Raw genomic sequence first — 25675 nt, forward strand, 5'->3', positions numbered from 1 at the left:
GCGACACCGGACCGGCGCACGCAACCACCGGCTGGCCGCACGATGGAACGTGCCTGAGGTATGTGGCATTACTGTGCCGCCGACCGATCCGGTCCAACGAATGACAGAGGCGAATCTCATGCACGTGAACAGGACTCTCTTCGCGACCGGCCTGTTGTGGCTGGTGGCCTGCACCGGCACCGCAGGGTCGGATTCGCGCGAAGTGACGGTGGCGCAATGCCGTGCCTACTACGAGCACATCTACCGGCTCGACGGCGCCGACCTGCAGGCGATGATGGGTGAGGAACTGCTGGCCAAGGAGTCGGCGGCCTGTGCCGAAACCGGCACGGTGACCAAGCGCCATTACGACTGCGCCATGGCGGCGCGTTCGGTGGATGACCTGCAGGCCTGCGGTGCGCCGAACACCTGACGACCCGCCTCACGTAAGGCAAGGCCGCGACCGGGGACGGTCGCGGCGGTAACGCCATCAGCGCGGCTGGCACACCGACGGGTTGGTCATGCCGAACGACAGCAGGTTGCCGCCGTTGACGGTGCAGGCATAGGTTCTGCCGTTGCGGGCCTTGAGGGTGACGTAGGTATTGGTGCCTTCGGTGCGGCGTTCCGCGATGGTGAGTTCCGAGGGGGACATGCCCAGCACGCCTCCGGTTTCGGACAGGATGCGTTCGTCGGACAGGGTGTTGGTGCGGCTGGCAATCGAGCTGCAACCGGCGGCGGACAGACAGCCGAGTGCCAGGACATGCCAGGCGAGGGTGCGAAAATGCATCATGTGATTCCTTTTCATGATGGGGGCCGGAGAGGCAACGCGCGCGCAGACCCCGGAAGCGCGCGGGTGGATCACAGCGCCAGTTCGAGCGTCGCGTCGGGGTTGAACGTGACCGACCAGCGCCCTGCGCCGGTGGCGCGCAGGTCGTACAGGCCGTAGGGCGTGACCAGCGCCGCACGCGACAGCGAGCCGTCGGCGGTTAGCGAGACGATGCGCAGGCGTTGATTGGGCCACGCGTAGGCGCTGGCGAAGAACGCGCGCAGCGGTTCGATTTCGGTGGCGACCAGTTCGCCGACGCAGCGGCCGTCCTCGATGCGGAACGAAGCGTCGGTGTCGAAGCGCGCGCCCTTCAGCGTGCCGGCCAGGCGACCCGAAGCGGGGCAGGCCGCCGCGACCAGTCCGTCCGGCTGCGGCCGGAACGGCGCCGCCAGCAACTGCGCGGTGGGCTCCATTGCCGACACCCATCTCGCGTTGGACAGCATACTTGCGGCGGTGTCCTGCGCCGGCCACAGCATCAGCATGCTGCGCGCGCCGGTGGTGATGCCGGCGTGGTGCGCGATGGGTTCGCCGTCGGCATCGCGGCCGATGCGCCAGCCGAAGCCGACGTCGTAGGTGCTGTCGTGCGCGGGGGCGCCGCTGGCCAGTCGCACGGGTTGTTGCATCGCCTGCCAGCGCGCTGCACCGACGATGCGGTGTTCCAGCACGCGGCCGCCGAACAGGGCCAGCGCTTCCGGCGTCGCGGCCAGTCCGCCGCCGGGCCAGGTGTAGCTCATGTCGGTGCGCGGCACGCGGCGCGCGGCACCGTGCTCGATGTCGTACAGGTGCGAAGCGTGTCCGCCACCGGTTTCGCCGTCGGCGCCGATCGTCAGCCCGTCGGTGATGTGATGTCGGACGTAGTCGAGGAAGTGCTCGCCCGAACGCGCTTCGATCACCGCGCCGAGCAGCGTGTAGCCCCATGACGAATAGCGGTAAGTGGTGCCGGGCGTCGACAGCAGCGCGCGACCGGAGAAGATGCCGACCGCATCGCGCGCGGTGGGATAGCGGACGCGACCGAGCACCTGCAGGTCGTTGCCGGCGTAGTGCGGTGCGCCGGAAGTGTGCGAAGCGAGCTGGCGCACCGTCACCGGCGACCACGCCGGTGGCAGCCAGGGCAACGCGTCGCCGATGGGCGCATCGATGTCGATACGACCTTCTTCCGCCAGTTTCGCCGCCGCGGTGGCAGCGATGACCTTGGAGACGCTGGCCAGCCGGAACACCGTTTCGCGCTGTACCGGCGCGCGGGCGTCGACATCGCGCAGTCCCGTGCAGCCGGTCCACACCACACGACCGTCGCGCCACACGGCGGCGCCCATGCCCGGCACGCCGTTGGTGTCGACCAGCGCCTGCAGCAGACGTTGCGCAGTGGCGGCCCTGGCATCGTCGGATGGCCCAGCGCAGGTGTCGGCGGCAACCACGGGCGTCGCCATGCAGGACAGCGCAAGCACGCGTGCGGTGAAGTGCAGTGGCGCGAACGGACGGAAAGAAGTGACGCGCATCGAATGGCTCCGGAATGGGAGCTTTCACCCTAGTACCGCGGTCCTGCGTTGTCGTCGCGCATGCGGTTGCGCGTGCATGCGCTGCGCCGGTCCGGTGGGGCGATGCCGGTGTGGCGGATTCAACCGCCCGCGTGCAGCGCAGACAGCAGCGCGTCGATGTAGGTGCGGCTGACGCGCACCGGTGTGCCGTCGTGCAGCCGCAGCACCGCATCGCGGTTGGTCAGCGGCTGCAGCTCCGCCACCTGGTCCAGGCGCACGATGGAGGAGCGGTGCACGCGCACGAAGCGCGCCGGGTCCAGCTGCGCGGCGAGCTGGTGCAGGGATTCGCGCACGATGTACGTGCGTTCGCCGACGTGCAGCACGGCATAGTCGCCGTCGGCGCAGATCCACGCCACGCTGGCGGCGCGGATGAAGAGCGTGCGATGGCCGATGCGCACCGAGAATTTCTCCAGGTGCCGCGTCGGAGTGGCGGCGGGTGACGTGCGCGTCATGTCCAGGTCGCGCAGGCGCAGCAGCTGGCGCGCGCGGGTCATCGCTTCGGCAAAGCGCGCGTCGTCGACAGGCTTGAGCAGGTAGTCGACGGCGTTCAAGGCGAACGCCCTGACCGCGAAGCTGTCGTGCGCGGTCAGCAGGATCGCCAGCGGTCGCTGTTGCGGCGGCAGCGCCGCCAGCACGTCCAGGCCGTTCATGCCGGGCATCTGAACATCCATGAAGACCAGGTCCGGCGGCTGCGCCTGCAGGCCGGCCAGCGCGGCGCTGCCGTCTTCGTACTCGCCCACCACCTGCAGATCGTCGAACGCGGCCAGCAACGACAGCACGCCACGTCGTGCCAGCGGTTCGTCGTCGACCACGCAGACGCGGATCACGCGGCCGGCTCCGGCGCGGAGCGCAGCGGCAGGATCAGCCGGACGCCGTAGCGTCCCGCGTCGATGCCGGCGTGCAGGCGGGCGTGGTCCGGATACAGCCGGGCGATGCGACCACGCACGTTGTCCAGGCCCACGGCGGTGCGCGCGTCCTCCGATCGTGGCGGTGCTTCGCCCGGCGCGGGCAGGTCGTTGTCGATGCGGATGTCCAGATGCGCTCCGTCGCGGGCGATGCGGATGTCCAGGCGGCCCGGCGCACTGCGCGGGGTGATGCCGTGGCGGATCGCGTTCTCCACCAGCGGTTGCAGCAGCAGCCCGGGCACATGCGCGCCCAGCACGCCGTCACCGACATGCCACGACAGCAGCAGACGCCGGCCCAGCCTGGCCTTCTCGACTTCAAGATAGGCTTCGGTCATGGCGATTTCTTCGGCCAGCGTTACCTCGTGGCCCGCGCGTGCATCGAGCACTGCGCGCAGGAAGTCGCCGAGCCGCGCCAGCATCTGCCGTGCTTCCATACCGCGCTCGTCGGCGACCAGTGCGGAGACCGCATTGAGCGTGTTGAACAGGAAGTGCGGCTGCAGCTGGTAGCGCAGCGCGCGCAGTTCGGCATCGCGCGCCAGTGCGCGCGCTTCCAGGTGCTCGGCCTGCTCGCGGCGCAGTTCCGCGTAATACGCCACCACGGCATGCACCGCGCAGTACGCCACCAGCACCAGCCAGGCACCTTCCAGGCCACGGAACAGCAAGCCGATATCCAGCGTGCCCGGCGTCGCGAGCCGCGCCAGGCTGCCGGACATGAAGGCTTGCAGCGCCACACTGAGCAGGCGCGTGGCCAGCGCCATCGCGTAGGTGGCCAACAGCAGCACCAGCGCGATCCGCCACACCGGCGTGCCGCGCCGCCACAGCCAGCGCTGCAGGGCGGTCAGCGGCAGCACCCACAGCACGAACGCCGACAGGTACAGCGTGCGCGCCAGCGTGGCATTGCCGTGGCCGAGGATCGGCATGGCCATCACCAGCAGGCAGACGCCCAGCGGCAGGCCGGCCAGCACCGGCAGCCAGAACGGCGGCAGTGCCTGCCGGCGCGCGCGCGGCAGTGTCATCGGTGCGTCGCCTCGTGTTCGTGGCGGGTGGGTGGACGTGTGGACGGACACGTGATGCGGAGAGAGGGCGGGCTCAGAGGTGGATTCGGGCAGCCAACGGCGGATGTCCGCGACGTCACTTCAGCATAATCGCCGGCACCGCGGCCAGCGGCGTGCGCCAGGGCGGTGATGGCATGCGGTGATGCGGTGGCGGTCGCGCGCGGCGTGTCGATGACAGCGAAATCCGCGGGTCGCGATGCCTCACGGCATCCGCTTGAACGTCGTCGTCTGCAGGAATGGCGTGCCGTCCTTGTGGAAGGCGGCCTTGGTTTCGGTCAGCGTGCTGCCGTCTTCCGTCACCGAGTAGATGCGTGTCGAAGAGGGCGTGCCCCGGTAGGCCAGCTGCAGCACCACCACGTTGGGGGCCGGCATCTTCGCCGTGCCCACGTCGGCCCAGTAGCTGCCGGTGATCCTGCCCGGTGTGCCGTCCAGCGCCAGCGTGGCGTCCGAATCCATCGTGCCGCCGTTCGGGTCCACGATCTCGATGTGCGTCGACCACAGGCCGTCGCCGGGTTGGCTGAACTCCATCGTCACGCTGCGCGGGCGGGCTTCGGGCGGCATCGGCAGTGTTGCGACATCGAGTGCCCAGCGGCCGATCAGCGGTGATGCGGCGAACGTCGGCGCGGCGTGCAGGGCGAGCATGGCCAACAGGGCGAGGGACTTCGTCTTCATGGAGCCTCCGTGCAGGGTGGCGCGATGGCGGCGGGAATCGCGTCGGTCGCGGGCAGGGCGACCATGCCATTCCATCCGCAATACTGTCCAGCCATGCAGCCCCGGCATGCGCAACGCGCCCGGGGCAAAGCGAGGTATCGGGATCTGCGGTGCCGGATGCGGCCGTGGCCTCATCCGGGTGGCGCGATCACGGTGAAGCGGATTGCGCGTGCAGCAGCAGCGACGGAAGCGCGCGTCGCGGCCTGGTCCGGTGTTGCGCCTCCTTGTGCCCGGACCAGAAATGGATCTCGCGCTTGAGGTGTTGCCCGAAGAACACCGCGACGCGCTGCGCCACGCTGGTCTGCACGATCACCAGCGTGGGTTCGGGTGCCTCGGCAGGAACGGGCCAGCCTTCGTTCTCGGCGCATTCCACCGCGCGGTCATTCAACAGGTGCGCGACGCGCTGGAAACCAGATGCGTTCGAGACGACGCGATGCGGCTTGGCGTTCATGGCGGCTCCGGACATTGTGCGAGCCGGCACACTGCGGGCGCGGAAGCTAACCAGCATCGGAATTCCGCGTGAAGCCACGCTAACACGGCGCCGCCCTGCGCGGCGCGGTTTCGGATGGGCGGGCGTCACGCCACGGTAACGGCACGGAGCGCAACGTGGCCGAGCTACGGTGCAATACCGTATCGGCTGCTCAGCCGCGCAATACCTCTCCCCATTCTCCGCATTGAGCTGTACCCGGCATCGCGCCGGGTCACGGCCTTGGCCGTCCACGAGACCCGTGACGGGGTCCATCCCGCAGGAAATTCCCATGGAAATGCAGCAGAAAGAAGGCCTCGTGCAACAGAACCTGGTAGGCACGCTGAGGAGCAACAACACATTCGCCACGTTCGCCAACGCCATCGACAAGGCAGGCCTGACGGCATCGCTCAATGGCAGCGACCAGTACACCCTGTTCGCGCCGACCGACGATGCGTTCTCGGCGTTGCCCGCCGGTACGCTGGACCGGCTGCTGGAGCCGTCCAACAAGGACGAGCTCACCGCGCTGGTGAACTACCACCTGGTCACGGGCCGCAAGACCACGGCCGATGTCGGCAAGTGGAAGTCCGCGCGTACCGTGCAGGGCCAGGGCGCCCCGATCACGGTCGCCGACGGACAGTTGAGCATCGGCGGCGCCCATGTGGTGCGGCCCGACATCATGGCCAGGAATGGCGTGATCCACGGCATCGACAAAGTGAACATCCCGGAATCCAAGCCTCACTGAGGTGAGGCAGCAAGGGAATGCCGGCGGCGGGGAGCAATCCCCGCCGTTTTCTTTTTGACGGGGCCTGCACGCGCAGCGACCGATGCTGCATGCGGTCCATGCAACCGGGAAAAGCGAGCCATGAAATCCAGGCATCTGCGCATGGGCGTCGGCTTCCTGCCGATCTTCGAGGCCAACGGCGTGCAGGCGGCGCAGATGGTCATCAGGCCCGGCGGCAGGGAAGGTGGGCCGGACAATCGCCATCGCGGCGCTGACCAGTGGCTGTTCGTTGCCGAGGGCCAGGGCGTGGCCATCGTGGAAGACGTGCGCCGCGTGCTGAAGCCCGGCAGCCTGCTGCTGATCGAACGCGGCGAACGCCACGAGATCCGCGCCACCGGCCGTACGCCGCTGAAGACGGTCAACTTCTACTCCCCGCCTGCCTACACGCCCGACGGCGATGAGCGGCCGGCGGGTAAGCCCTGACACACGACGAGGTGATGACGATGGAGAGCGTGGCGCGCAGCCTGTTCGATCTGGGCATGCCGTGGTGGGAATTCGTGTTGCGTGCCGTCGCCGTCTACGTGGTGGTGTTGCTGATGGTGCGCCTGACCGGCAAGCGCACCGTGGGCCAGTTCACACCGTTCGATCTGCTGGTAGTGGTGCTGCTGGGAACGGCGGTGCAGAACTCGCTGATCGGTGGGGATACCTCGTTGCTGGGCGGGCTGATCCTGGCGGCGACGTTGCTGGGCCTGAACTGGAGCGTGGGCAAACTGTCCGCGCGCAGCCGCCGCTTCGACCAGATGGTGGAGGGCAGGCCGGTGATCCTGCTGCGGCATGGTGAACTCTTCCGCGATGAGCTGGCGCGCCAGTCGCTGAGCGAGCACGACTTCGCCATCGCGCGCCGCTCCGCAGGCTACGCCACGTTGGGGGAAATCGAACTGGCGGTGCTCGAAACCTCGGGCGAGATCACCTTCATCGGCCGAAAGCCCTGACCGGGTAGCCAGGCGGGCGGCAATACGGCGCGCCCGTCCTTCTCCCCGTTGTGCGGGGAGAAGGTGGGCGAAGGCCGCGCATGCAGGCGGTGGAAATTCAGTGCTTGCGCCCGAGCATCCCGTCGCGGCCCTGCTCGGCGCGCGACGCACCGATGGCGGTCTCGACCTTCTTGACCTCTTCCGGGGGCGGCAGCACGGCGGGCATGCCCAGCGACTGGATCCACAGTTCCCGGCACCAGCCCATCGTGTGGTACAGGTGGTGGTCTTCGTCGCTTTCCACCGCCTTGTACGCGGGCTCCAGCACCTTGGCCAGTTCGCCGCCCTGTTCCACGACCTTGCCGATCAGTTCCCAGTTCTGGTGATCCTTTGTCTCGGCCAGCACGACGCACTCGGCGGCGACCAGTTCGGCGGCTTCCGGGGTATCGCTCTTCATGGCCATCTCGATGGCCTTCACCAGCGAAGCACCCTGGTGCGCGACCACGCTGCGGCCTGGCGACTTCTCTTCGGTATCCATGCCGAGTTGCTCGAACACGCGCGTAAGCACTTCTTCATGCGTGCGTGTTTCGTCGAGGTACTCGCCCCATTCCTTCTTCAGGTCCTTGTTCACGGCGGCCTTGATCGCCGTGGTGTAGATCTGGATGCCGCCGCGCTCGGTTTCGATGGCCTGCAGCAGCAGTTCGTGGACCTGTGCGGTGTTGACGGTGCGGGAACGTGCCATGGCGGTACTCCGTGGCTGTGAAAGGAGTAACCGTTCTAGGCGCAGGCGCGAAAACACAACGTGACGGCGACGCATGCATGGTGTTCACATAGCCGACTGCGCATGTGTCGGTGAAGCGCATGCGACGCACCCTGCGCGGCGCCATTGCGTGGTTACCGGGCACGTGCCCTCAAGCCTGTTCCGGCAACGGACGCCGGCAGGGTGCGCCGTGCGCCGTGGAGGCGCGCATCCGGACGTTGCCCCGCGACGTAGTACTGGACGCGGCCCCGCCCCGGGCCGCCCGGGCCATGTCCGGCATGATGGGTTATCCTCCACGCCCCCCGCAGGAATCCATGCGATGAGCCAGTCCGACGACAATCCCGGCAAGGTCACCCAGGCGCAGGCCGAGGATGCCGTGCGCGTGCTGCTCGAGTGGGCGGGCGAAGATCCCGCGCGCGAAGGCCTGCTGGACACGCCCAAGCGCGTGGCCAAGGCTTACCGCGACTGGTTCAGCGGCTACCAGATGGATCCGCGCGAGTACCTGGCGCGCACGTTCGAGGAAGTGGCGGGCTACGATGAAATGATCGTGCTGCGCGACATCGAGTTCGAGAGCCATTGCGAGCACCACATGGCGCCGATCATCGGCAAGGCGCACGTAGGTTACCTGCCGGACGGCAAGGTGGTGGGCATCAGCAAGCTGGCGCGCGTGGTGGATGTGTATGCGCGCCGCTTCCAGGTGCAGGAGAAGATGACCGCGCAGATCGCGCAGTGCATCCAGGACGTGCTGCAGCCGCGTGGCGTGGCGGTCGTGGTCGACGGCGCGCACGAATGCATGACCACGCGCGGCGTGCACAAGCGCGGCGTCAGCATGGTGACCAGCAAGATGCTGGGCACCTTCCGTGAAGATGCGCGCACCCGTGCCGAATTCCTGCGGTTCATCGAGACGGGCAACGGGCGGCGGTGAGACAAAGCAACGTTGTAGGAGCGACGTGAGTCGCGACCGGATGACGTCGGCGTCCATTCGCCTGATCTATCCCGTGATGCCCGCTTCCCTGCCATCGGAAGGTGTGCGGTCGCGACTCACGTCGCTCCTACAAAGGGCACAAGCATGACCACCTGCCCCTGCGGCACCGGACGCGATTACGCGGCCTGCTGCGGCCACTACCACGCCGGCGGTATCGCGCCGGATGCCGAAGCGCTGATGCGTTCGCGCTACAGCGCCTTCGTCATCGGTGATGGCGACTACCTGCGCGCCACCTGGCATCCCGACACCTGTCCGGCCGAGCTGGGCCTGGACGCACCCGGTGCGCCGCGCACCACGTGGCTGGGCCTGTCGGTGAAGCGGCATCGCGTCACCGGGCCGGATACCGCCGAGGTGGAGTTTGTCGCCCGCTATCGTGCCGGCGGTGGCAGCGCCGTGCGGCTGCACGAGCGCAGCCGTTTCGTCCGCCTCGACGGACGGTGGCTGTACGTGGATGGCGAGCATCTGTGATGCGGGCTTCCTTCTCCCCGCTTGCGGGGAGAGGGGAGCTGTCCCGCCGTGCTTGGCCTCAAAGAAGACGACGCGCATGTGTCCTTCTCCCCGCTTGCGGGGAGAAGGTGGCCGAAGGCCGGATGAGGGGCGCTCTTCGCGCCGACCCTTCTGCGGCGCAGCGACCGCAGGCTGATCGAACACAGGATGTCCGCGGGAAACTTCCGCTTCCCGCTACGCCTGAGTCAGGACTGTTGCTCTCCCCGCAAGCGGGGAGAGGGAGATGCCATGGAACCTCAGCCCTTCGGCTTCTCCAGGTAATCCAGTGTCACCTGCAGCAGCGCGCGCACGCCAACGTCGAGCGAGGCTTCGTCGAGCATGAACTCCGGGGAGTGGTTGCTGGGCGCGGTCACCGGGTCGGTGCCTTTCGCAGTGCTGCCGACGAAGAAGAACATCGACGGTACTTCCAGCGCGTAGAACGAGAAGTCCTCTGCGCCCATCTGCAGCGGCGGCGTGATCACGTTGTCCGCGCCGACCACGGCCTGCAGGCTGGGCGTCATGCGGGCGGTGAGCGCCGGGTCGTTGATGGTGGCGGGGTTGCCGTCGCGGTCGGGCACGTTGGCTTCCACCTTCGCGCCATGCGCGGCGGACACGTGGCTGGCGACGTTCTTCAGGTCGGCGAAGATCTTCTGCCGCATGCCTTCGTCGAAGGTGCGGATGGTACCGACCACTTCCACGTCGTCGGGGATGATGTTGTAGCGGATGCCGCCCTTGATGGCGCCGAAGCTGACCACCGCCGGTTGTCTGGAGATGTCGGTGCGACGGCTGACGATCGTCTGCGTGGTGCCGATGACATCGGCCATCGCCACGATCGGATCCACGCCGCCCCATGGCCGCGAGCCGTGCGTCTGCCGGCCGACGACCTTCAGGTTGAAGCTGTCCGACGCCGCCATCAGCGGGCCCTGGCGCACGCCGATCTGGCCGACGGGAATCGACGAGAACACGTGCAGGCCGAACATGGCGTCCGGCTTGAAGTCCTTGAACAGGCCTTCCTTCAGCATCAGCGACGCACCGCCTTCCTCGCCGGCCGGCGCGCCCTCCTCGGAAGGCTGGAACACCAGCAGCACTTCGCCGGGCAGCGTGTCCTTCATCGCCACCAGCGCCTTCGCCACGCCCAGCAGGATGCCGGTGTGGGCGTCGTGGCCGCAGGCATGCATGACGCCGACGGTTTCGCCGCGATAGGTCGCGGTGGCCTTCGATGCGAAGGGCAGGCTGTTGCGCTCGGTGACCGGCAACGCATCCATGTCCGCCCGCAACGCGATGCGCGGGCCTGGCCTGCCGCCCTTGATGACAGCGGTGACGCCGTGGTGCGCGATGCCGGTGCGCGGTTGCAGGCCGAGCTTGCGCAATTCTTCCGCGACGCGCTTGGATGTCTGCTCCTCGCGGTTGGACAGCTCCGGATGCTGGTGGAAGTGCCGGCGCCAGTCCACGACCTGCTGCTGCACGGCCTTGCCGGCGGCGGCGACTTCCGCTCGTTGCGCGGGTGCGGCGTCCTGCGCGGCGGCGGGAAGTGCGCACGCGAGAGCGAGCAGGGAAACGGCGAAAAGACGAGCTGTACGCATCGGGTCGGCTCCTGGAGGGATGCCCGATGCTAACCGCAATGGCATGCAGGAGGGGCTGACCCGACATTCTGCTGTTGAAAGCCAGTCCAGACCGGAGGCGCTCGGCAAAGCGTCGGGGCTGAAGCCCCTCCTACAACGGCAGCGCAGCTTCTAGAATGCGCGAGCGTCGCACGTGCTGGTCCCCGGGCGGACGCGCATCATCGTCCGCTGCGGAACCCCCATGCCCGATCTCGCCCTGCAGGTACTCCTGCTGCTGTTCCTCGCCGCGATGCTGGCGGGCTTCATCGACGCCATCGCCGGTGGCGGCGGCATGGTCACCATCCCGGCGATGCTGCTGGCCGGCATTCCGCCGCTGCACGTGCTGGGCACCAACAAACTGCAGTCGCTGTTCGGCTCGGCCTCGGCCAGCTGGGCCTACGCGCGGCACGGGCACGTCGACCTGAAAGGACAGCTGCCGATGGCGCTCACCGCTGCGCTGGGCGCGGTGGGTGGCGCGCTGCTGGCGACGATCATCCCGGTGGAGTGGCTGAAGCTGGCGCTGCCGTTCCTGCTGGTGGGCATCGCCATCTATTTCGGACTGAAGCCTGACATCGGCCACGTGGACCGGCACCAGCGCATGCACCCGCTCGTGTTCGGGCTGACCTTCGTGCCGGTGATCGGTTTCTACGACGGCGTGTTCGGTCCGGGCACGGGGTCGTTCCTGATGCTGGGCTTCGTGGCGCTGGCGGGGTTCGGCATCCTCAAGGCGACGGCGCATACCAAGTTCCTCAACTTCGGCTCCAACCTCGGGGCGTTCGCGGTGTTCCTCGCGTTCGGCGCGGTGCTGTGGAAGGTGGGGCTGGTGATGGGCGCGGGACAGTTCCTCGGCGCGCAGCTGGGCTCGCGCTTCGCGATGAAGCAGGGCGCCCGCATCATCAAGCCGCTGCTGGTGACGGTGTCGATCGCACTGGCGATCCGGCTGCTGGCCGACCCGCAGCATCCGTTGCGGATGTGGTTCGCGTCCTTCTGATTCTGGATTCTGTAGGAGCGACGTGAGTCGCGACCGCGGGAATCAACCCGCCTGGATGGGTCATGCCTCGCATGATGGACGCGTGCCTGGCGTTGCAGGGCGTGCGGTCGCGACTCACGTCGCTCCTACATCTGCATCAGGCAACGGCCTAGCGGAACACCACCGTGCGATGGCCGTTGAGCAGGATGCGGTGCTCCACGTGGCGGCGCACGGCGCGGGCGAGCACCAGCGATTCGATGTCGCTGCCCATGCGGACCAGTTCCTTCGGCGTCATCGCGTGGTCCACGCGCGCGACGTCCTGTTCGATGATCGGGCCTTCGTCGAGGTCGCGGGTCACGTAATGGGCGGTGGCGCCGATGATCTTGACCCCGCGCTGGTGCGCCTGGTGGTACGGCCGGGCGCCCTTGAAGCTGGGCAGGAAGCTGTGGTGGATATTGATGGCGCGGCCGGCCAGTGCATCGCACAGCGTGGGCGAGAGGATCTGCATGTAGCGGGCCAGCACGACCAGGTCGATCCGCTCGCGTTCGACCAGGTCGATGATGCGCTGCTCCTGCTCATCCCGATGCGCCGCGGAGACCGGCAGGTGGTGGAACGCCACGCCGTAGGATTGCGCCAGTGCCGCGAAGTCGTCGTGGTTGGACGCGACGCAGGCGATCTCAACCGGCAGCTGCCGGCTGTGCACGCGGAACAGAAGGTCGTTGAGGCAATGCCCCTGCTTGCTCACCAGCACCATCAGCCGTGCCTTGCGGCGGGCGTCGTGGATCTGCCACTCCATCGCGAACGCGTCGGCCAGCGGCGCGAAGCGCGTACGCAGGGCGTCGGCGGTGATGGCCTCCGGCAGGTCGAAATGCACGCGCAGGAAGAAGCGGCCGGATTCGTCGTCGCCGAACTGCTGCGCGTCCAGGATGTTGCAGCCCGCGTCGAACAGCAGGCCGGTGACGCGATAGACGATGCCGGTGGTGTCCGGGCAGGAGAGCGTGAGGATGTGGTCGCGGCGCATGAGCGGCTGGCTTACTCGCAACGGACCGCGGTGATGCGGTTGTCGGCGTCGATGTAGACGCGCAGACGGTCGTCGCGCGTGTCGTGCTTCACGACCGTCTTCGGGCCGATGGGGTTGACCAGCCCGGCACCGCTCTCGCGCGACAGGCGCTTGAGCGTGGCCTCGTCCGCAGGTTGACCCGTCGCCCAGCCGAGGGCGGCATCGCTGCAACGGCCGCTGCCGGCCACCTGCGGTCCCGGTGTGCTGACGCAGGAAGACAGCGCGAAGACGGCGCCTGTCAGCAGGCAGGCCTGGAAAGACGAACGGCGCAACAGGCGAGGGAATGTCATGGCAGCATCTCCGGGGCGGGGGAGGATCGCTGTTTAACACACTCGCTGGCATAAAGGGCGAGCCCGCCGCCGCTGTCGACTGCCGCCATCCCACGCCCACGGAGATCGTCATGGATCGTCGCTTCGTCCTGCCGCTTGCCCTTGCCGCATCGCTGTTGCCCGCCTTTGCCTCCGGCCCCGCCGCCGCCTGTACCCGACTGGTCTATCTGGGGGCGGACAGCGACGTCATCACCGCCCGTTCGATGGACTGGAAGAACGACGTGGCGACGAACCTGTGGATCTTCCCGCGCGGCATGCAGCGCAGCGGGCAGGCCGGGCCCAACTCGATCACGTGGACGTCGAAGTACGGCAGCGTGATCGCCACCGGCTACGAGGTCTCCACCACCGACGGCATGAACGAGGCCGGGCTGATGGCCAACGTGCTGTGGCTGGTGGAATCCGAGTACCCGGCTTACGACGGACGCGGCCCGGGCCTGAGCATCGCCGCGTGGGCGCAGTACGCACTGGACAACTACGGCAGCGTGAAGGAAGCCGTCGAGGCGCTGCGCGAGGAGCCCTTCACCCTGGTGACCGACAAGGTGCCCGGCGAGGACCGGCTGGCCACGCTGCACCTGTCCCTGTCGGACGCCAGCGGCGACAGCGCCATCATCGAGTACATCGACGGCAAGCAGGTGATCCACCACGGCCGCCAGTACCAGGTGATGACGAACTCGCCGGTGTTCGAGCAACAGCTGGCGCTGAACGCGTACTGGAAGCAGATCGGCGGCACGGTGATGCTGCCGGGCACCAACCGCGCCGCGGACCGCTTCGCGCGCGCGTCGTTCTATGTCAACGTGATCCCGAAGAGCGAGGACCCGGTGAAGGCGCTGGCCAGTGTCTTCAGCGTGATCCGCAACGCATCGGTGCCGTTCGGCATCAACACGCCGGAGGAGCCGAATATTTCGTCCACGCGCTGGCGCACGGTGGCCGACCACAAGCGCAAGCTGTACTTCTTCGAATCCGCATTGACGCCGAACACCTTCTGGGTGGACCTGAAGGAAGTGGATTTCTCGAAAGACACCGGCAAGGTGCTGCGGCTCGACCTGGGCCCGGACCAGCGCAATGTGTTCGCCGGCAACGCGGTGAAGGACTTCAGGCCGGCGGAGCCGTTCGAGTTCCTGGGCCTGTAGTCACAGGTCAAACGCCAGCAGGTCGTGACCGGTGGCGGCGCGCACCACGCGTCGGTACAGCACGTTGCCGCTGCCGCCGTTGGTCAGCGCCACCAGCGCGCGCTGGCCACGGGCGTCACCGAGCGCGAAGTTCTTGAAGATCCCGCCGTTGCTGCCGGAGTGGTAGAACACCGTGCCGCGCGGCGTGGCCTCCAGGTTCCAGCCCAGGCCCTTGTCCGTCCAGCGGCCGGGCACGTCGATCTGCTTCGTCAGCATCGCGGTCCGTGTCGCCTCGGCGATCTGCCATGGTTCGCGTTGCGTACGCACCATCAGCGCCATGAAGCGCGCGTAGTCCTGCGGTGTCGTGCGCAGGCTAGCCGCGGCATTGGCCAGGATATCGCCGGGCCAGTTCACCAGCCCCTTGGGCGTGATCGCCTGCACGTCCGGCAGCGCACGCTCGGCGTCCTCGTAGCGCCACGCGGACAGCGGCTTGCCCCGGCGGTCGGCGACGGTCTGCGCGGCGTTCCAGGTGTCGCGCAGCATCTGCGGCGGCATGCCGGGTGCCTCGTCCTCGACGGCACGATGGCCGTAGACGGAACGCGCGGCGAGATCCTTGCTCCACGTGTAGCTGCTATCGCGCATGCCGGCCGGGCCGAACAGCAGGCGCTGCATCGATTCGTCCAGGCTCTCGCCAGTGATCTGCTCGACCACCAGTTGCAGCCAGAAGATCGCTTCACCGGAGTAATCGATGCGCGTGCCCGGCTTCACCGCCGGCACCAATGTTTCGTTCGCCGGATCCTTGCGCCAGTTCGGCAGTCCGGTGGAATGGCGCAGCACGTCGCGCGCGGTGACCAGATCCACCCACGGATGGTCGGCCAGGTAATCCATCCGCCGGTAACGCACCAGCGGCGCGTCGAGATCGATCACGCCCTGATCCGCCAGTTGCAGCACCGCGTAGGCGAACACCGGTTTGCTGAGCGAGGCGTCCTCGAACAGCGTGTCGTCCGCCACCGGTGTCCGCGTCTCCGCGTTCGCCATGCCGAGGTTGCGCGACCACACTACGTCGCCCCGTTCCACCACGGCCATGCCGATCGCCGGCACGCGCAACGCCTGCATCAGGCGCGGCAGGTCGGCGAGGAATGCGTCGGGGGGAATCCAGTTGGCGGCGTCGTCGCAGGCGGTGGCATGGCTGACCACAGGCCAGGCGCAGGCCGCCAGTGGAATCGTGGCCAGAGAGGCCAGCCAGCGGCGGCGATCGGGCGAAGCGGGCGGAGTTTCGATAGGCATTGCAGGCGGGCGTCCACGAAGCACTTGATTCACGAGGACGAACGAACGCATGAAACCCCGACTCCGCGTTGCGTGGCCGCGCCGCTTCAGACACTCATGAGCATGTCGAGCAGAGGAATCCGCCACTCTTCCACCGGCGCACGCTTCAGCCGGCACGCAAGCGCAACAGCGGGCTGTTCCGCGGAAGAGCTCAGCATGGCCGTGAAGACATGGTCCTCATAGGGAATCGAGAGGTGTGGGGCCACCCAGACGGCGCGTGTTCCGCCTTCGTATGCCTCCTGTACCTGGACGCGTTCCATCCCCGACAGCTCGAGCGTCCTTCCGCTCGCGGAAGACGTCAGTCGGGGCTGGATCGGCACACGCCCATCCCTCCCCGTGAGCGACAAGCGCAGGTAGTAAGGCGATCCGCGCTCGTTCGGGCGGTCGTCGTAGCCTCCGACCAGTTCCACGCGGGCAAGTCGCTCCTCGGGCGCGCAATCGCTGACGTAGTCGTGATGCCGGGCGTGTGACAGCAGGAAGAGGCTCACCACCCATGTGATCCCAAGCAGTGCGGCCACCGCCAGAAGAAGCCACTTCAGTTTGTCTGCCGTGCTCATCGCCGGACTCTAGCGGAATGTCGCGGGTGCAGGATCGCGCCGCTTGACGTCCCGCCCGCCGCCCGCGTAACGTTCGCATCGCCAAGGTTTACATCTCTTCATCCCAATGAAGCGATGGAATTGAAAGGGAAGCCGGTGCGGTCTGTTCCATGGGCCTATTCCGGCGCTGCCCCGCAGCGGTATTTGGAAACGAACCTCGCCAACAGCACTGGTCCTCGCGGACCGGGAAGCGGCGGGAAGTAGGCCAGCGCGCCACGCGCCCGTCCAAGAGCCCGAAGACCTGCCCTGGCCGGAAGACACGACCGTCTTCCGCCTGACCTGGAGCTTCCGAGGGGAGGTGGCCGGAGCCCGTGTCCGCGCGCGCCTGCCCGGATGCGTCCTCCTGCGCCCGACTTCGGCACTCCGGCTCGCCCGCGGGGGCGAAGGTCGCTGGCGTGGCGGGCTCCGGTCCGGCGCGCGGTTCCTTCGTTCCTCATCCGCCACCGCATGAGGACACGCACCATGACCACCGTTACCACGCTCGGCTTCCCGCGCATCGGCGCGAAGCGCGAACTGAAATCCGCCCTGGAAAACTACTGGCGCGGCGACACCAGCGCCGCCGACCTGCAACAGACCGCACGCGACCTGCGCCACCGCCACTGGCAGCTGCAGCGCGATGCCGGCGCCGATGTCGTGCCGTGCAACGACTTCTCGCTGTACGACCAGGTGCTGGACACCGCGTTCCTGTTCGACGCCATCCCCGACGCCTACCGCGCGCTGGCCGATGCCGATCCGCTGGCGGGCTACTTCGCGCTGGCGCGTGGCGTGCAGAAGGACGGCACCGATCTGCGCGCGCTGGAGATGACCAAGTGGTTCGACACCAACTACCACTACCTCGTGCCGGAACTGCACGCCGGCCAGACCTTCCGCCTGCGCGGCGACAAGCCGCTGTCGGAATATCGTGAAGCCGTCGCCGCAGGCCACGCCGCACGGCCGGTGCTGCTGGGCCCGGTGAGCTTCCTGCTGCTTTCAAAATGTGTGGATGGCAGCGACCGCCTCGCGCTGCTGGATCGCCTGCTGCCGGTCTACGCCGAGCTGCTGGCGAAGCTGCATGACGCGGGCGCGGACTGGGTGCAGATCGACGAGCCCTGCCTGGTGCTGGACCTGGACGACGCCACGCGCGACGCATACCTGAAGGCCTATGCGACGTTGGCGAAGAACGGGCGGCCTGCATTGTTGCTGGCCACCTACTTCGGCCGCCTGGGCGACAACCTGCTGTTGGCCTGCGCATTGCCGGTGGATGGCCTGCATGTCGACCTGGTGCGCGGCAAGGAACAACTCGACGACGTGCTGAAGCATCTTCCGAAAGGCCGCGTGCTGTCGGCCGGCCTGGTGGACGGACGCAACATCTGGCGCACGAACCTGGACAACGCGCTGATCCTGGCCAGGTACGCGCTCGGTCACGTCGGCGATAACGCGCTGTGGCTGTCGCCGTCGTGCTCGCTGCTGCATGTGCCGGTCGATCTGGCGGGCGAAAAGGCGCTGCCTTCCGACCTGAAGTCGTGGCTGGCCTTCGCGCGCCAGAAAGTGGAGGAACTGCGCCTGCTGGCCGATGCGCTGCGCGATCCGCGCGCGGCGGAGCCGGGCTTGGCCATCGCCCGCGACCGCATCGCATCGCGCCGGCAATCCGCACGCGTGCATCGTCCGGAGGTGGCCGCGCGCCTGGCCTCTGCGGAGGCCACCGACACCCACCGGGACTCGCCCTATCCGCAGCGCCGCGCCGCACAGGCGGCGCTGCTCGGCTTGCCCGGTTTCCCGACCACCACCATCGGCTCGTTCCCGCAGACCCACGAAGTGCGCGAGGCACGCGCACGGAACAGGAGCGGCAAGCTGGCGGATGCGGACTACGACGCCTTCCTGCGCGAGGAAACCGAACGCTGCGTGCGTTTCCAGGAGGACGTCGGCCTCGACGTGCTGGTGCATGGCGAGTTCGAACGCAACGACATGGTGGAGTACTTCGGCGAACAGCTGGATGGCTTCGCCTTCACGAAGAATGGCTGGGTGCAGAGCTACGGCTCACGCTGCGTGAAGCCACCGGTGATCTATGGCGATGTCTCGCGTCCGGCGCCGATGACGGTGCGCTGGTCGCAGTACGCGCAGTCGCTGACCGACCGGCCGATGAAGGGCATGCTGACCGGGCCGGTGACGGTGCTGCAGTGGTCGTTCGTGCGCGACGACCAGACGCGCGCGCAGACCTGCCGGCAGATCGCGCTGGCGCTGCGGGATGAGGTGCTGGACCTGGAAGCCGCCGGCATCCGCGTCATCCAGATTGACGAGCCCGCGCTGCGCGAAGGCCTGCCGTTGCGGCGCGCCGATTGGCACGGGTACCTGGCATGGGCCGTGGAGTGCTTCCGCATCACGGCGGCGGGCGTCGCCGACGACACCCAGGTGCATACGCACATGTGCTACTCCGAGTTCAACGACATCATGCAGGCCGTGGCCGCGATGGATGCCGACGTCATCTCCATCGAGACCTCGCGCTCGCGCATGGAACTGCTGGACGCGTTCGTGAAGTTCCGCTATCCCAACGAAATCGGCCCGGGCGTGTACGACATCCATTCCCCGCGGATTCCCACCGGCGGCGAGATGGTCGACCTGCTGCAGAAGGCGCGTGCCGTGCTGGCACCGGAGCAGATCTGGGTCAATCCCGATTGCGGCCTGAAGACGCGCGGCTGGCCGGAGGTCCGCACGGCGCTGGAGCGGATGGTGGAAGCGGCCCGCGCACTGCGAGGCGATCAGGCGCGGGCAGCCTGATCACGGGATCGTCGCCGTGGTGGCGGGCCGGGGCCCGCCCTACGTGGTGGCCGGCAAGGGTGGTGCCTGCGTCGGCCGGCCCAGCGGATCCAGGGCGATCATCACGAAGTGGCCGCGCGTGCACAGCTTGCGTTCGCCGGTCAGCAGGTTCTCGGTGATGACTTCCACGTCGACGTTCATCGAGCTGCGGCCGACCTTCACTACGCGCGCGACCACTTCCACCAGGTCGCCCTTGTGGATGGGCTGGTTGAAGTCCACCTGTTCCGAGCGCGCGGTGACCACCGTGGTGCGTGCGTATCGGGAAGCGGCGATGAAGGCCGACATGTCCATCCATGCCAATGCCTGGCCGCCGAACAGCGTGCCCAGATGGTTGGTGTGGTCGGGGAAGACCATGTGCAGCAGGCGCGCTTCGGTGGGGCGCGCTTCGGCGTTGGCCAGTTCAGTCATGGTGGTGCTCCGGTTCGCATGCTCCCGGCGGCAGCATAGCGCGCCGGATGTTGTGCCGGTGTAGGAGCGACGTGAGTCGCGACCGCAAGAACGAATGGCCCGGATGCCCGATGGATTCGCGATGGCGCTGGGTCTGTCGCCGACATTCCCGGGACGGTGCGGCGCCATGGGGCTTTCATTGCGCGGTCGCGACTCACGTCGCTCCTACAAAACGCCAACGCTAGAACGCGTGGTCGAAGCCGACTTCGCCCTGCACGCCCAGCTGGTAGGCGGACACGCGGCGCTCGAAGAAGTTGGTCAGCTCCTGCACGTCCTGCAACTCCATGAAGGGCAGCGGGTTGCGCACGTCGTAGCGCTTGGGCATGCCGAGCTTGGCGAAGTGCTGGTCCGCGCAGTGCTGCAGGTACTGGCGCATGTCGCGCGTCGAGATGCCTGCGACACCACCGGACAGCACATCCTCGGCGAACTGCACCTCGCACTCGATGGCTTCCTCCAGCATGTCGTAGACCTTCTGCTGCATGCGGTCGTCGAACAGGTCTGGTTCCTCCTCGCGCACGGTGCGCACGCACTCGAAGGCGAACTCCATGTGGCAGCTCTCGTCGCGGAACACCCAGTTGGTGCCGCTGGCCAGGCCCGGCAGCAGGCCGCGCGAGCGGAAGTAGTACACGTAGGCGAACGCGGCGAAGAAGAACAGGCCTTCTATGCACGCGGCGAAGCAGATCTGGTTGAGCAGGAACTGCCGGCGCTGGTCGCGGGTCTCGATCCGCTTCATGTCCTGGATGGAATCGATCCACTTGAAGCAGAAGTCGGCTTTCTTCTTGATCGCCGGGATGTTCTCTACCGCCGCGAACGCCTTGAAGCGCTCCGACGGGTCGGGCAGGTAGTTGTCCAGCAGGGTCAGGTAGAACTGCACGTGCAGCGCTTCCTCGTAGAGCTGCCTTGACAGGTACATGCGCGCTTCGGGCGCATTGAGGTGCTGGTACAGGTTCAGCACCAGGTTGTTCGACACGATGGAATCGCCGGTGGCGAAGAACGCGACCAGCCGGTGGATCAGGTGGCGGTCGGCCGGGGTCATCTTCGAATGCAGGTCGGTGATGTCGATCTGGAAGTTGATCTCTTCCACCGTCCACGTGTTCTTGATGGCATCGCGGTACATGTCATAGAACTGCGGGTAGCGCATCGGGCGCAGGGTCAGTTCGAAACCGGGATCTAGCAGCATCTGCTTGGGGTGTGCGGACATGGTGCGGTGTTCTCGTGGTTCTCCTTCTCCCCTCGGGAGAAGGTGCCCGTAGGGCGGATGAGGGTGCGGCGAAGGCAACGACGGTCAGGCATCCTGATGTCGCCGTACCCTCACCCCAACCCCTCTCCCGGTGGGAGAGGGGCTCGATTCGAAAGGTGGCGCCTCCATGCGCCGGGAACCTCCATGTTCCTGTTCCAAGGTGGTCGGTCACGGCCGACGCAGGGGGAGCGGATTACTGACAGGCTTCGCACGCTTCCGGGTTCTCCAGCGAGCAGGCGATGGCTTCGGTCGGCGTGTACTCGCGCTTGGGCTCGGTGGCCGCGACGCTGCTGACCGTGGTCTTGGCGATGCGGGTGGCCGGGCGCGAGCGCAGGTAGTAGGTGGTCTTGATGCCCTGCTTCCACGCGTACATGTACATGGACGACATCGCGCCGATGTTCGGGCTTTCCATGAACAGGTTCAGCGAGGCCGACTGGTCGATGAAGGCGCCGCGGCCGGCAGCCATGTCGATCAGCGAACGCATCGGGATCTCCCAGGCCGTGCGGTAGATCTGCTGCAGCGTGTCCGGCACCTGCGCCAGGCCCTGCACCGAGCCTTCGGACAGCTTGATCGCGTCGCGGGTCTCTGCCGTCCACAGGCCCAGCTTCTTCAGCTCGTCCACCAGGTAGCGGTTGACCTGCAGGAAGTCGCCCGACAGCGTCTCGCGCTTGAACAGGTTGGACACCTGCGGCTCCACGCACTCGTAGCAGCCGGCGATCGAGGCGATGGTCGCGGTCGGCGCGATGGCGATCAGCAGCGAGTTGCGCAGGCCGTGTTCCTTGATGCGCGCGCGCAGGGCGTCCCAGCGCTCGGCGTTCTCGGGCACCACGTTCCACGCATCGAACTGCAGTTCACCGTTCGCCGCACGGGTGTCGGCGAAGGACGGATGGCGGCCGCGCTCCTGCGCCAGTTCCACCGAGGTCTCCAGCGCGTGGAAGTAGATGGTCTCGGCGATCTTCGCCGACAGCGCACGTGCTTCGGCGCTGTCGAACGGCAGGCGCAGTTTGAAGAACACGTCCTGCAGGCCCATGCAGCCCAGGCCCACGGGGCGCCAGCGCAGGTTGCCGCGGCGCGCGGTTTCGATGGGATAGAAGTTCAGGTCGATCACGCGGTCCAGCTGGCGCACGGCCAGGCGGACGGTTTCGGCCAGCTTGTCGAAATCGAAATACCCATCCTCGTCGAAGTGGCGGGCGAGGTTGATCGAGCCCAAGTTGCACACCGCCGTCTCCTCGGCCGAGGTGACCTCGAGGATCTCGGTGCACAGGTTCGACAGGTGGATGACGTTGCCGGCGCGCAGCGTCTGGTTGCTGGCCGCGTTGCACTTGTCCTTGAACGTCATCCAGCCGTTGCCGGTCTCGGCCAGCGTCCGCATCATGCGGCCGTACAACTTGCGGGCAGAGAGGGTCTTCATCGCCTTGCCCTGCGTCTCGGCCTGCGTATACGCCAGCTCGAACGCGGCGCCGTACAGGTCGGTCAGCTCCGGCACCACGCGCGGATCGAACAGCGACCATTCCTGGTCGGCCTCCACCCGCTTCATGAAGAGGTCCGGCACCCAGTTGGCCAGGTTGAGGTTGTGCGCACGGCGGGCTTCGTCGCCGGTGTTATCGCGCAGTTCAAGGAAGTCCTCGATGTCGGCATGCCAGGTTTCCAGGTACACGCAGGCCGCGCCCTTGCGCTTGCCGCCCTGGTTGACCGCGGCCACCGAGGAATCCAGTGTCTTCAGCCACGGCACGATGCCGTTGCTGTGGCCGTTGGTCGACTTGATCAGCGAGCCGCGCGAACGCACGCGCGTGTAGCTCACGCCGATGCCGCCGCTGAACTTGCTCAGCTGCGCGATGTCGCCGTACTTGGCGTAGATGGATTCCAGCGTGTCCTGCGGCGAATCCAGCAGGAAGCATGAGGATAGTTGCTCGTGGGTGGTGCCGCTGTTGAACAGCGTCGGCGAGCTGGGCAGGTAGTCCAGGTTGCCCATGCGGCGGTACAGCGCCAGCGCTTCGGGCACGTCCTCGCTCAGCGCGCAGGCGATGCGCAGGAAGAACTGCTGCGGCGTTTCGATCACCTTGCGCGTGTGCGGATGCCGCAGCAGGTAACGGTCGTACAGCGTGCGCAGGCCGAAGTAGTCGAAGTGCAGGTCGAGCGAGGCGTCCAGCGCATCGTTGAGCTTGCGCGCATTGGTCTGCACGAAGTTCAGCAGGCGGTCGTTGATCAGGCCTACCTCGTGGCCGCGGGTGACCGACTGCGAGAACGCATGGATTTCCTGGCCGGTGACTTCCTTGGTGATGTAGCCGGCCAGCAGGCGCGCGGCCAGGCGGCTGTATTCGGGCTCCTCGCCGGTCAGCAGCGCGGCGGTGCGGATGGACAGTTCGTCCAGTTCGCGCGTGCTGGCGCCGTCGTACAGGCCGGAGATGGTGCGGGTGGCCACGCGCATCGGGTCGATGGCGTGCAGGCCTTCGCAGTTGCGCTGCACCGCGCGCACGATCTTGTTGAGATCCACCGGCTCGCGGCCGCCATTGCGCTTGGTCACGCTCATCGCGGTGGCGGTGGGCGGCGGGGTCAGCGAAAAGGCGTCCTTCTGGGACGGGGTGGTGCCGGCGTCGGCGACGGCGCTGTCGATCTGGGTCACGGGATTCCTCCATGCGTAATGCACGCGGCGGCCCGTCCCTCGCGGGGTCGCGGAAGGCCGGATGGGGAATCACAGTGGGGAAGCGGCGTCGCAGGGGCCGAGATCGCGCAGACGGACTGCGGACGCCCTGCTTCGCCAGCCATCTCCCCCCGGAGAATCCGCGGCCGGCACCGCGCGGTGTGCATCGCGCGGCTGTCGGCAGGTCTTCGGACTCATGGGCCTGGAAGGCGGTGCCTTCCTCCTAATCCGCCGCTTCCCGAGGCCTGGCCTCAGTGCTGTGTGGCGGGGTCGTTCCCAATTACCGCTGCGGGGCAGTGCCGGAGTGGGCCCGAAGGCCGCACCGGCTTCCCTTTTCATCCGGAGGCTAGCCACCCCCGGAACCGACGGCCACAAGATAGTGGGGGTGCATGGAGGCGTCAACACCAAATGTTGTGTGGAACAGCCGATGTCGAGGCGATGCGGGTTTCACGAGTTGAATCCTTCTCCCCGCTGGCGGGGAGAAGGAGCCCGGAGGGCGGATGAGGGGCAGGCGCGGTGATAACTCGTGCGTGAAGCTCCTGGGCATCAAGACTGCTGTCCCGATCTGGCGCATTGGGTGCCCGGACTCCGCTCGCCCCTCACCCGCCTTCGGCACCCTCTCCCCGTTCCACGGGGAGCGGGGAAACATGCGTCAGCTCGTAGGGTGGGCCTTGGCCCACCGTCGCATGCGTCGGGCGCCGTGGAAACCCGACGGCATCGCCGCTCATCCGCGGCGCGAGGTCCGGGTGGCAATGGCGGGCCTTGGCCCGCCCTATGTCACGCGTGCAGCGCTGTGATCGACGCGTCCTGCGCCTGTGCATACAGCGCGAACGGGTCGTGGATCGTCTTGCCCAGCGCCGCTTCGAAGGCCTCCTGGTTGGCGTGCGCGTCATACGCGCGCTGTTCGCCGCCGCCGAGGTTGGACTGGAAGATGCCCGCTGCGCTGACCGGCAGGAAATCCTCGTAGACGATGGGATCGACGACGGCATGACCGGCATCGACCAGCGCATCGGGCGTCATCGCTGCGCGCTCGGATGCCGGTAGCGCGGCGCCACTATCGGTCAGGCGGTAACGGAAATAGCCCAGGCCATTGCGACGCAGCGCGTCTTCGTCGTCCGGAAATTCCGCGAATGCCGCCGCCAGCCGCTGCGGATAGTCCGCCGACGTGTTGCCAGCGCCACCGGCCTGGCGCACCTGCGCCAGCAGTCGGTCGTAGAGTTCGCGCCCGGCCGGCGTCAGCGCCAGGCCGCGCTGTTCGATCTCGCCGAAGCGCGCGCTGTGGCTGCCGGGCACCAGCGTGCCGGAGGCGTCGGGGAAGGCGACTTCTTCTTCCAGCGCCTTGAAACTGGTCTGCCGCAACAGGATGGGCACGGCGCGGCGGGGCGGACCCTCGATCAACGCCTTCGCCTGGATGCCGCGCTCCAACATGGCCATCTGCGCCGCGTCGATGTCCAGCGTGCGGGGGGTGAGGTGGTTGATGTGCGGGCCGCGGAAACTGACCACGTCGGCGACCAGCCGGTGCAGGCCGTGCAGGGCCTGGTAGGTCTGCAACGAGACGGTGGCGTCGCCATGCCAGCGGAAGGTCTCCAGCACTTCGGCAACGAAGCGCTGCGCATCAGCGTCGTCCAGCCCGCCGTCGCGTTCGGCCTGCGCCACGAAAGCGCGTGCGTTGGCGGTGAAAATGTCGCGTCGCGCCAGGATCGCTTCCGCCTCGGCACGCAATGCGGCGTCCGCGATCAATTCCAGCCGCAGCAGCGAGGTGAAGATGCGGAACGGATTCGCGGCCAGTGCTTCTTCGGTCAGGGGGCGGAACGCGGTGGCGTGCACCGGCACGCCGGCCACGGTCAGGTCGTAGTAGCCCACCGGGTGCATGCCCATCAGCGCGAACACGCGGCCGAGCATCGCCAGTTCCGCCGGCGTGCCGACCCGGATCGCGCCATGGCGCTCCAAGTCCAGGCGGTCGGTTTCGCCCGTGCGTTGCAGCCGGTTGGCCAGTGCGGGATCGCGGTGCAGCGTCTCGGCGTTGATCTCGCCGACCAGTTCGATCAGGTCGCCGTACAGCGGCACCTCGGTGCGGTACATGTCGGACATGGCCTGGGCGAACAGGCCGCGGATGCGGTCGGGCGAAACGAAGGCGGTCATGGGGCTCGGCGTGCGGGCGGCGTG

The 25675-nt window shown here is 67.5% G+C and carries 25 protein-coding genes and 2 riboswitches; of the genes, 9 read left to right on the forward strand and 16 right to left on the reverse strand.

Going from position 1 to position 25675, the window contains the following annotated elements:
* Nucleotides 1-124 precede the first annotated feature (124 nt).
* Complete coding sequence (locus tag OY559_RS00340) at nucleotides 125-409, forward strand: hypothetical protein (protein WP_277728079.1); 285 nt, start codon at nucleotides 125-127, stop codon at nucleotides 407-409.
* A gap of 57 nt (nucleotides 410-466) precedes the next feature.
* Here OY559_RS00340 and OY559_RS00345 read toward each other — a convergent pair whose 3' ends face one another.
* The 6 genes from OY559_RS00345 to OY559_RS00370 all read right to left on the reverse strand — a co-directional run bounded on the left by OY559_RS00345 (nucleotide 467) and on the right by OY559_RS00370 (nucleotide 5459).
* Nucleotides 467-763, reverse strand: coding sequence for a hypothetical protein (locus tag OY559_RS00345; protein ID WP_277728081.1), 297 nt, complete (start codon nucleotides 761-763; stop codon nucleotides 467-469).
* A gap of 71 nt (nucleotides 764-834) precedes the next feature.
* Complete coding sequence (locus OY559_RS00350; protein ID WP_277728082.1) at nucleotides 835-2298, reverse strand: serine hydrolase domain-containing protein; 1464 nt, start codon at nucleotides 2296-2298, stop codon at nucleotides 835-837.
* A 119-nt stretch (nucleotides 2299-2417) separates the two neighbouring features.
* Nucleotides 2418-3164 carry a LytR/AlgR family response regulator transcription factor gene (locus OY559_RS00355; protein ID WP_277728083.1) on the reverse strand — a complete coding sequence of 249 codons (747 nt, stop codon included), beginning with the start codon at nucleotides 3162-3164 and terminating at the stop codon, nucleotides 2418-2420.
* The gene (locus tag OY559_RS00360) at nucleotides 3161-4258 is read right to left on the reverse strand and encodes a sensor histidine kinase (protein ID WP_277728085.1); all 1098 of its coding nucleotides are present in this window, start codon (nucleotides 4256-4258) and stop codon (nucleotides 3161-3163) included. The genes OY559_RS00355 and OY559_RS00360 overlap by 4 nt, the downstream gene beginning before the upstream one ends.
* A gap of 240 nt (nucleotides 4259-4498) precedes the next feature.
* Nucleotides 4499-4969 carry a LuxR family transcriptional regulator gene (locus OY559_RS00365; protein ID WP_277728086.1) on the reverse strand — a complete coding sequence of 157 codons (471 nt, stop codon included), beginning with the start codon at nucleotides 4967-4969 and terminating at the stop codon, nucleotides 4499-4501.
* A 187-nt stretch (nucleotides 4970-5156) separates the two neighbouring features.
* The gene (locus OY559_RS00370; RefSeq protein ID WP_277728087.1) at nucleotides 5157-5459 is read right to left on the reverse strand and encodes a hypothetical protein; all 303 of its coding nucleotides are present in this window, start codon (nucleotides 5457-5459) and stop codon (nucleotides 5157-5159) included.
* A 307-nt stretch (nucleotides 5460-5766) separates the two neighbouring features.
* On the opposite strand from OY559_RS00370, the gene OY559_RS00375 reads away from it, so the two are divergent.
* From OY559_RS00375 to OY559_RS00385, 3 genes are all read left to right on the forward strand, one after another.
* Nucleotides 5767-6219 (forward strand): fasciclin domain-containing protein, encoded by a 453-nt coding sequence (locus OY559_RS00375; protein ID WP_277728089.1) that lies wholly within the window; start codon nucleotides 5767-5769, stop codon nucleotides 6217-6219.
* Nucleotides 6220-6339: 120 nt separating this feature from the next.
* On the forward strand, nucleotides 6340-6681 hold the full coding sequence (locus OY559_RS00380) for a cupin domain-containing protein (RefSeq protein ID WP_277728091.1): 342 nt from the start codon (nucleotides 6340-6342) through the stop codon (nucleotides 6679-6681).
* Nucleotides 6682-6695: 14 nt separating this feature from the next.
* A complete protein-coding gene (locus OY559_RS00385) occupies nucleotides 6696-7190 on the forward strand; it encodes a DUF421 domain-containing protein (RefSeq protein ID WP_277728092.1) in 495 nt (164 codons plus the stop codon).
* A 97-nt stretch (nucleotides 7191-7287) separates the two neighbouring features.
* Here the strand turns inward: OY559_RS00385 and OY559_RS00390 are convergent, their stop codons facing one another.
* On the reverse strand, nucleotides 7288-7908 hold the full coding sequence (locus tag OY559_RS00390; protein ID WP_277728093.1) for a ferritin family protein: 621 nt from the start codon (nucleotides 7906-7908) through the stop codon (nucleotides 7288-7290).
* A 337-nt stretch (nucleotides 7909-8245) separates the two neighbouring features.
* Between OY559_RS00390 and folE the strand changes: the two genes are divergently transcribed.
* Nucleotides 8246-8851 carry a GTP cyclohydrolase I FolE gene (gene folE / locus OY559_RS00395; RefSeq protein WP_142122915.1) on the forward strand — a complete coding sequence of 202 codons (606 nt, stop codon included), beginning with the start codon at nucleotides 8246-8248 and terminating at the stop codon, nucleotides 8849-8851.
* A gap of 144 nt (nucleotides 8852-8995) precedes the next feature.
* On the forward strand, nucleotides 8996-9379 hold the full coding sequence (locus OY559_RS00400; protein ID WP_277728094.1) for a YchJ family protein: 384 nt from the start codon (nucleotides 8996-8998) through the stop codon (nucleotides 9377-9379).
* 275 nt (nucleotides 9380-9654) lie between these two features.
* Here OY559_RS00400 and OY559_RS00405 read toward each other — a convergent pair whose 3' ends face one another.
* A complete protein-coding gene (locus OY559_RS00405; RefSeq protein ID WP_277728095.1) occupies nucleotides 9655-10980 on the reverse strand; it encodes a M20 family metallopeptidase in 1326 nt (441 codons plus the stop codon).
* Nucleotides 10981-11200: 220 nt separating this feature from the next.
* Here OY559_RS00405 and OY559_RS00410 point away from each other — a divergent pair, with 220 nt between their 5' ends.
* Nucleotides 11201-11989 (forward strand): TSUP family transporter, encoded by a 789-nt coding sequence (locus OY559_RS00410; protein WP_277728096.1) that lies wholly within the window; start codon nucleotides 11201-11203, stop codon nucleotides 11987-11989.
* Between the two features lie 148 nt (nucleotides 11990-12137).
* Here OY559_RS00410 and purU read toward each other — a convergent pair whose 3' ends face one another.
* Nucleotides 12138-12989 carry a formyltetrahydrofolate deformylase gene (purU, locus tag OY559_RS00415; RefSeq protein WP_277728097.1) on the reverse strand — a complete coding sequence of 284 codons (852 nt, stop codon included), beginning with the start codon at nucleotides 12987-12989 and terminating at the stop codon, nucleotides 12138-12140.
* Between the two features lie 11 nt (nucleotides 12990-13000).
* Nucleotides 13001-13318 (reverse strand): hypothetical protein, encoded by a 318-nt coding sequence (locus OY559_RS00420; RefSeq protein ID WP_277728098.1) that lies wholly within the window; start codon nucleotides 13316-13318, stop codon nucleotides 13001-13003.
* Between the two features lie 110 nt (nucleotides 13319-13428).
* Between OY559_RS00420 and OY559_RS00425 the strand changes: the two genes are divergently transcribed.
* Nucleotides 13429-14487 carry a linear amide C-N hydrolase gene (locus OY559_RS00425; protein ID WP_277728099.1) on the forward strand — a complete coding sequence of 353 codons (1059 nt, stop codon included), beginning with the start codon at nucleotides 13429-13431 and terminating at the stop codon, nucleotides 14485-14487.
* Here OY559_RS00425 and OY559_RS00430 read toward each other — a convergent pair whose 3' ends face one another.
* Nucleotides 14488-15753 carry a serine hydrolase domain-containing protein gene (locus tag OY559_RS00430; RefSeq protein WP_277728100.1) on the reverse strand — a complete coding sequence of 422 codons (1266 nt, stop codon included), beginning with the start codon at nucleotides 15751-15753 and terminating at the stop codon, nucleotides 14488-14490.
* 86 nt (nucleotides 15754-15839) lie between these two features.
* Nucleotides 15840-16349, reverse strand: coding sequence for a hypothetical protein (locus tag OY559_RS00435; protein WP_277728102.1), 510 nt, complete (start codon nucleotides 16347-16349; stop codon nucleotides 15840-15842).
* 67 nt (nucleotides 16350-16416) lie between these two features.
* A riboswitch (cobalamin riboswitch) is annotated at nucleotides 16417-16652 on the forward strand.
* A gap of 198 nt (nucleotides 16653-16850) precedes the next feature.
* Between OY559_RS00435 and metE the strand changes: the two genes are divergently transcribed.
* Nucleotides 16851-19142 carry a 5-methyltetrahydropteroyltriglutamate--homocysteine S-methyltransferase gene (metE, locus tag OY559_RS00440; RefSeq protein ID WP_277728104.1) on the forward strand — a complete coding sequence of 764 codons (2292 nt, stop codon included), beginning with the start codon at nucleotides 16851-16853 and terminating at the stop codon, nucleotides 19140-19142.
* 39 nt (nucleotides 19143-19181) lie between these two features.
* On the opposite strand, the gene OY559_RS00445 is transcribed toward metE, so the two are convergent.
* The 4 genes from OY559_RS00445 to OY559_RS00460 all read right to left on the reverse strand — a co-directional run bounded on the left by OY559_RS00445 (nucleotide 19182) and on the right by OY559_RS00460 (nucleotide 25651).
* Entirely contained in the window at nucleotides 19182-19589 is a 408-nt protein-coding gene (locus OY559_RS00445) for an acyl-CoA thioesterase (RefSeq protein ID WP_277728105.1), read from the reverse strand.
* A 220-nt stretch (nucleotides 19590-19809) separates the two neighbouring features.
* Complete coding sequence (locus tag OY559_RS00450) at nucleotides 19810-20829, reverse strand: ribonucleotide-diphosphate reductase subunit beta (RefSeq protein ID WP_277728106.1); 1020 nt, start codon at nucleotides 20827-20829, stop codon at nucleotides 19810-19812.
* Between the two features lie 232 nt (nucleotides 20830-21061).
* Complete coding sequence (locus OY559_RS00455) at nucleotides 21062-23398, reverse strand: ribonucleoside-diphosphate reductase subunit alpha (RefSeq protein WP_277729869.1); 2337 nt, start codon at nucleotides 23396-23398, stop codon at nucleotides 21062-21064.
* Between the two features lie 272 nt (nucleotides 23399-23670).
* A riboswitch (cobalamin riboswitch) is annotated at nucleotides 23671-23891 on the reverse strand.
* A gap of 395 nt (nucleotides 23892-24286) precedes the next feature.
* Nucleotides 24287-25651 carry a 2-oxoadipate dioxygenase/decarboxylase HglS gene (locus tag OY559_RS00460; RefSeq protein ID WP_277728108.1) on the reverse strand — a complete coding sequence of 455 codons (1365 nt, stop codon included), beginning with the start codon at nucleotides 25649-25651 and terminating at the stop codon, nucleotides 24287-24289.
* Between the last annotated feature and the right edge of the window lie 24 nt (nucleotides 25652-25675).

This window comes from Pseudoxanthomonas sp. SE1 (genome assembly GCF_029542205.1).
In the GTDB taxonomy this organism is placed as follows: domain Bacteria; phylum Pseudomonadota; class Gammaproteobacteria; order Xanthomonadales; family Xanthomonadaceae; genus Pseudoxanthomonas_A.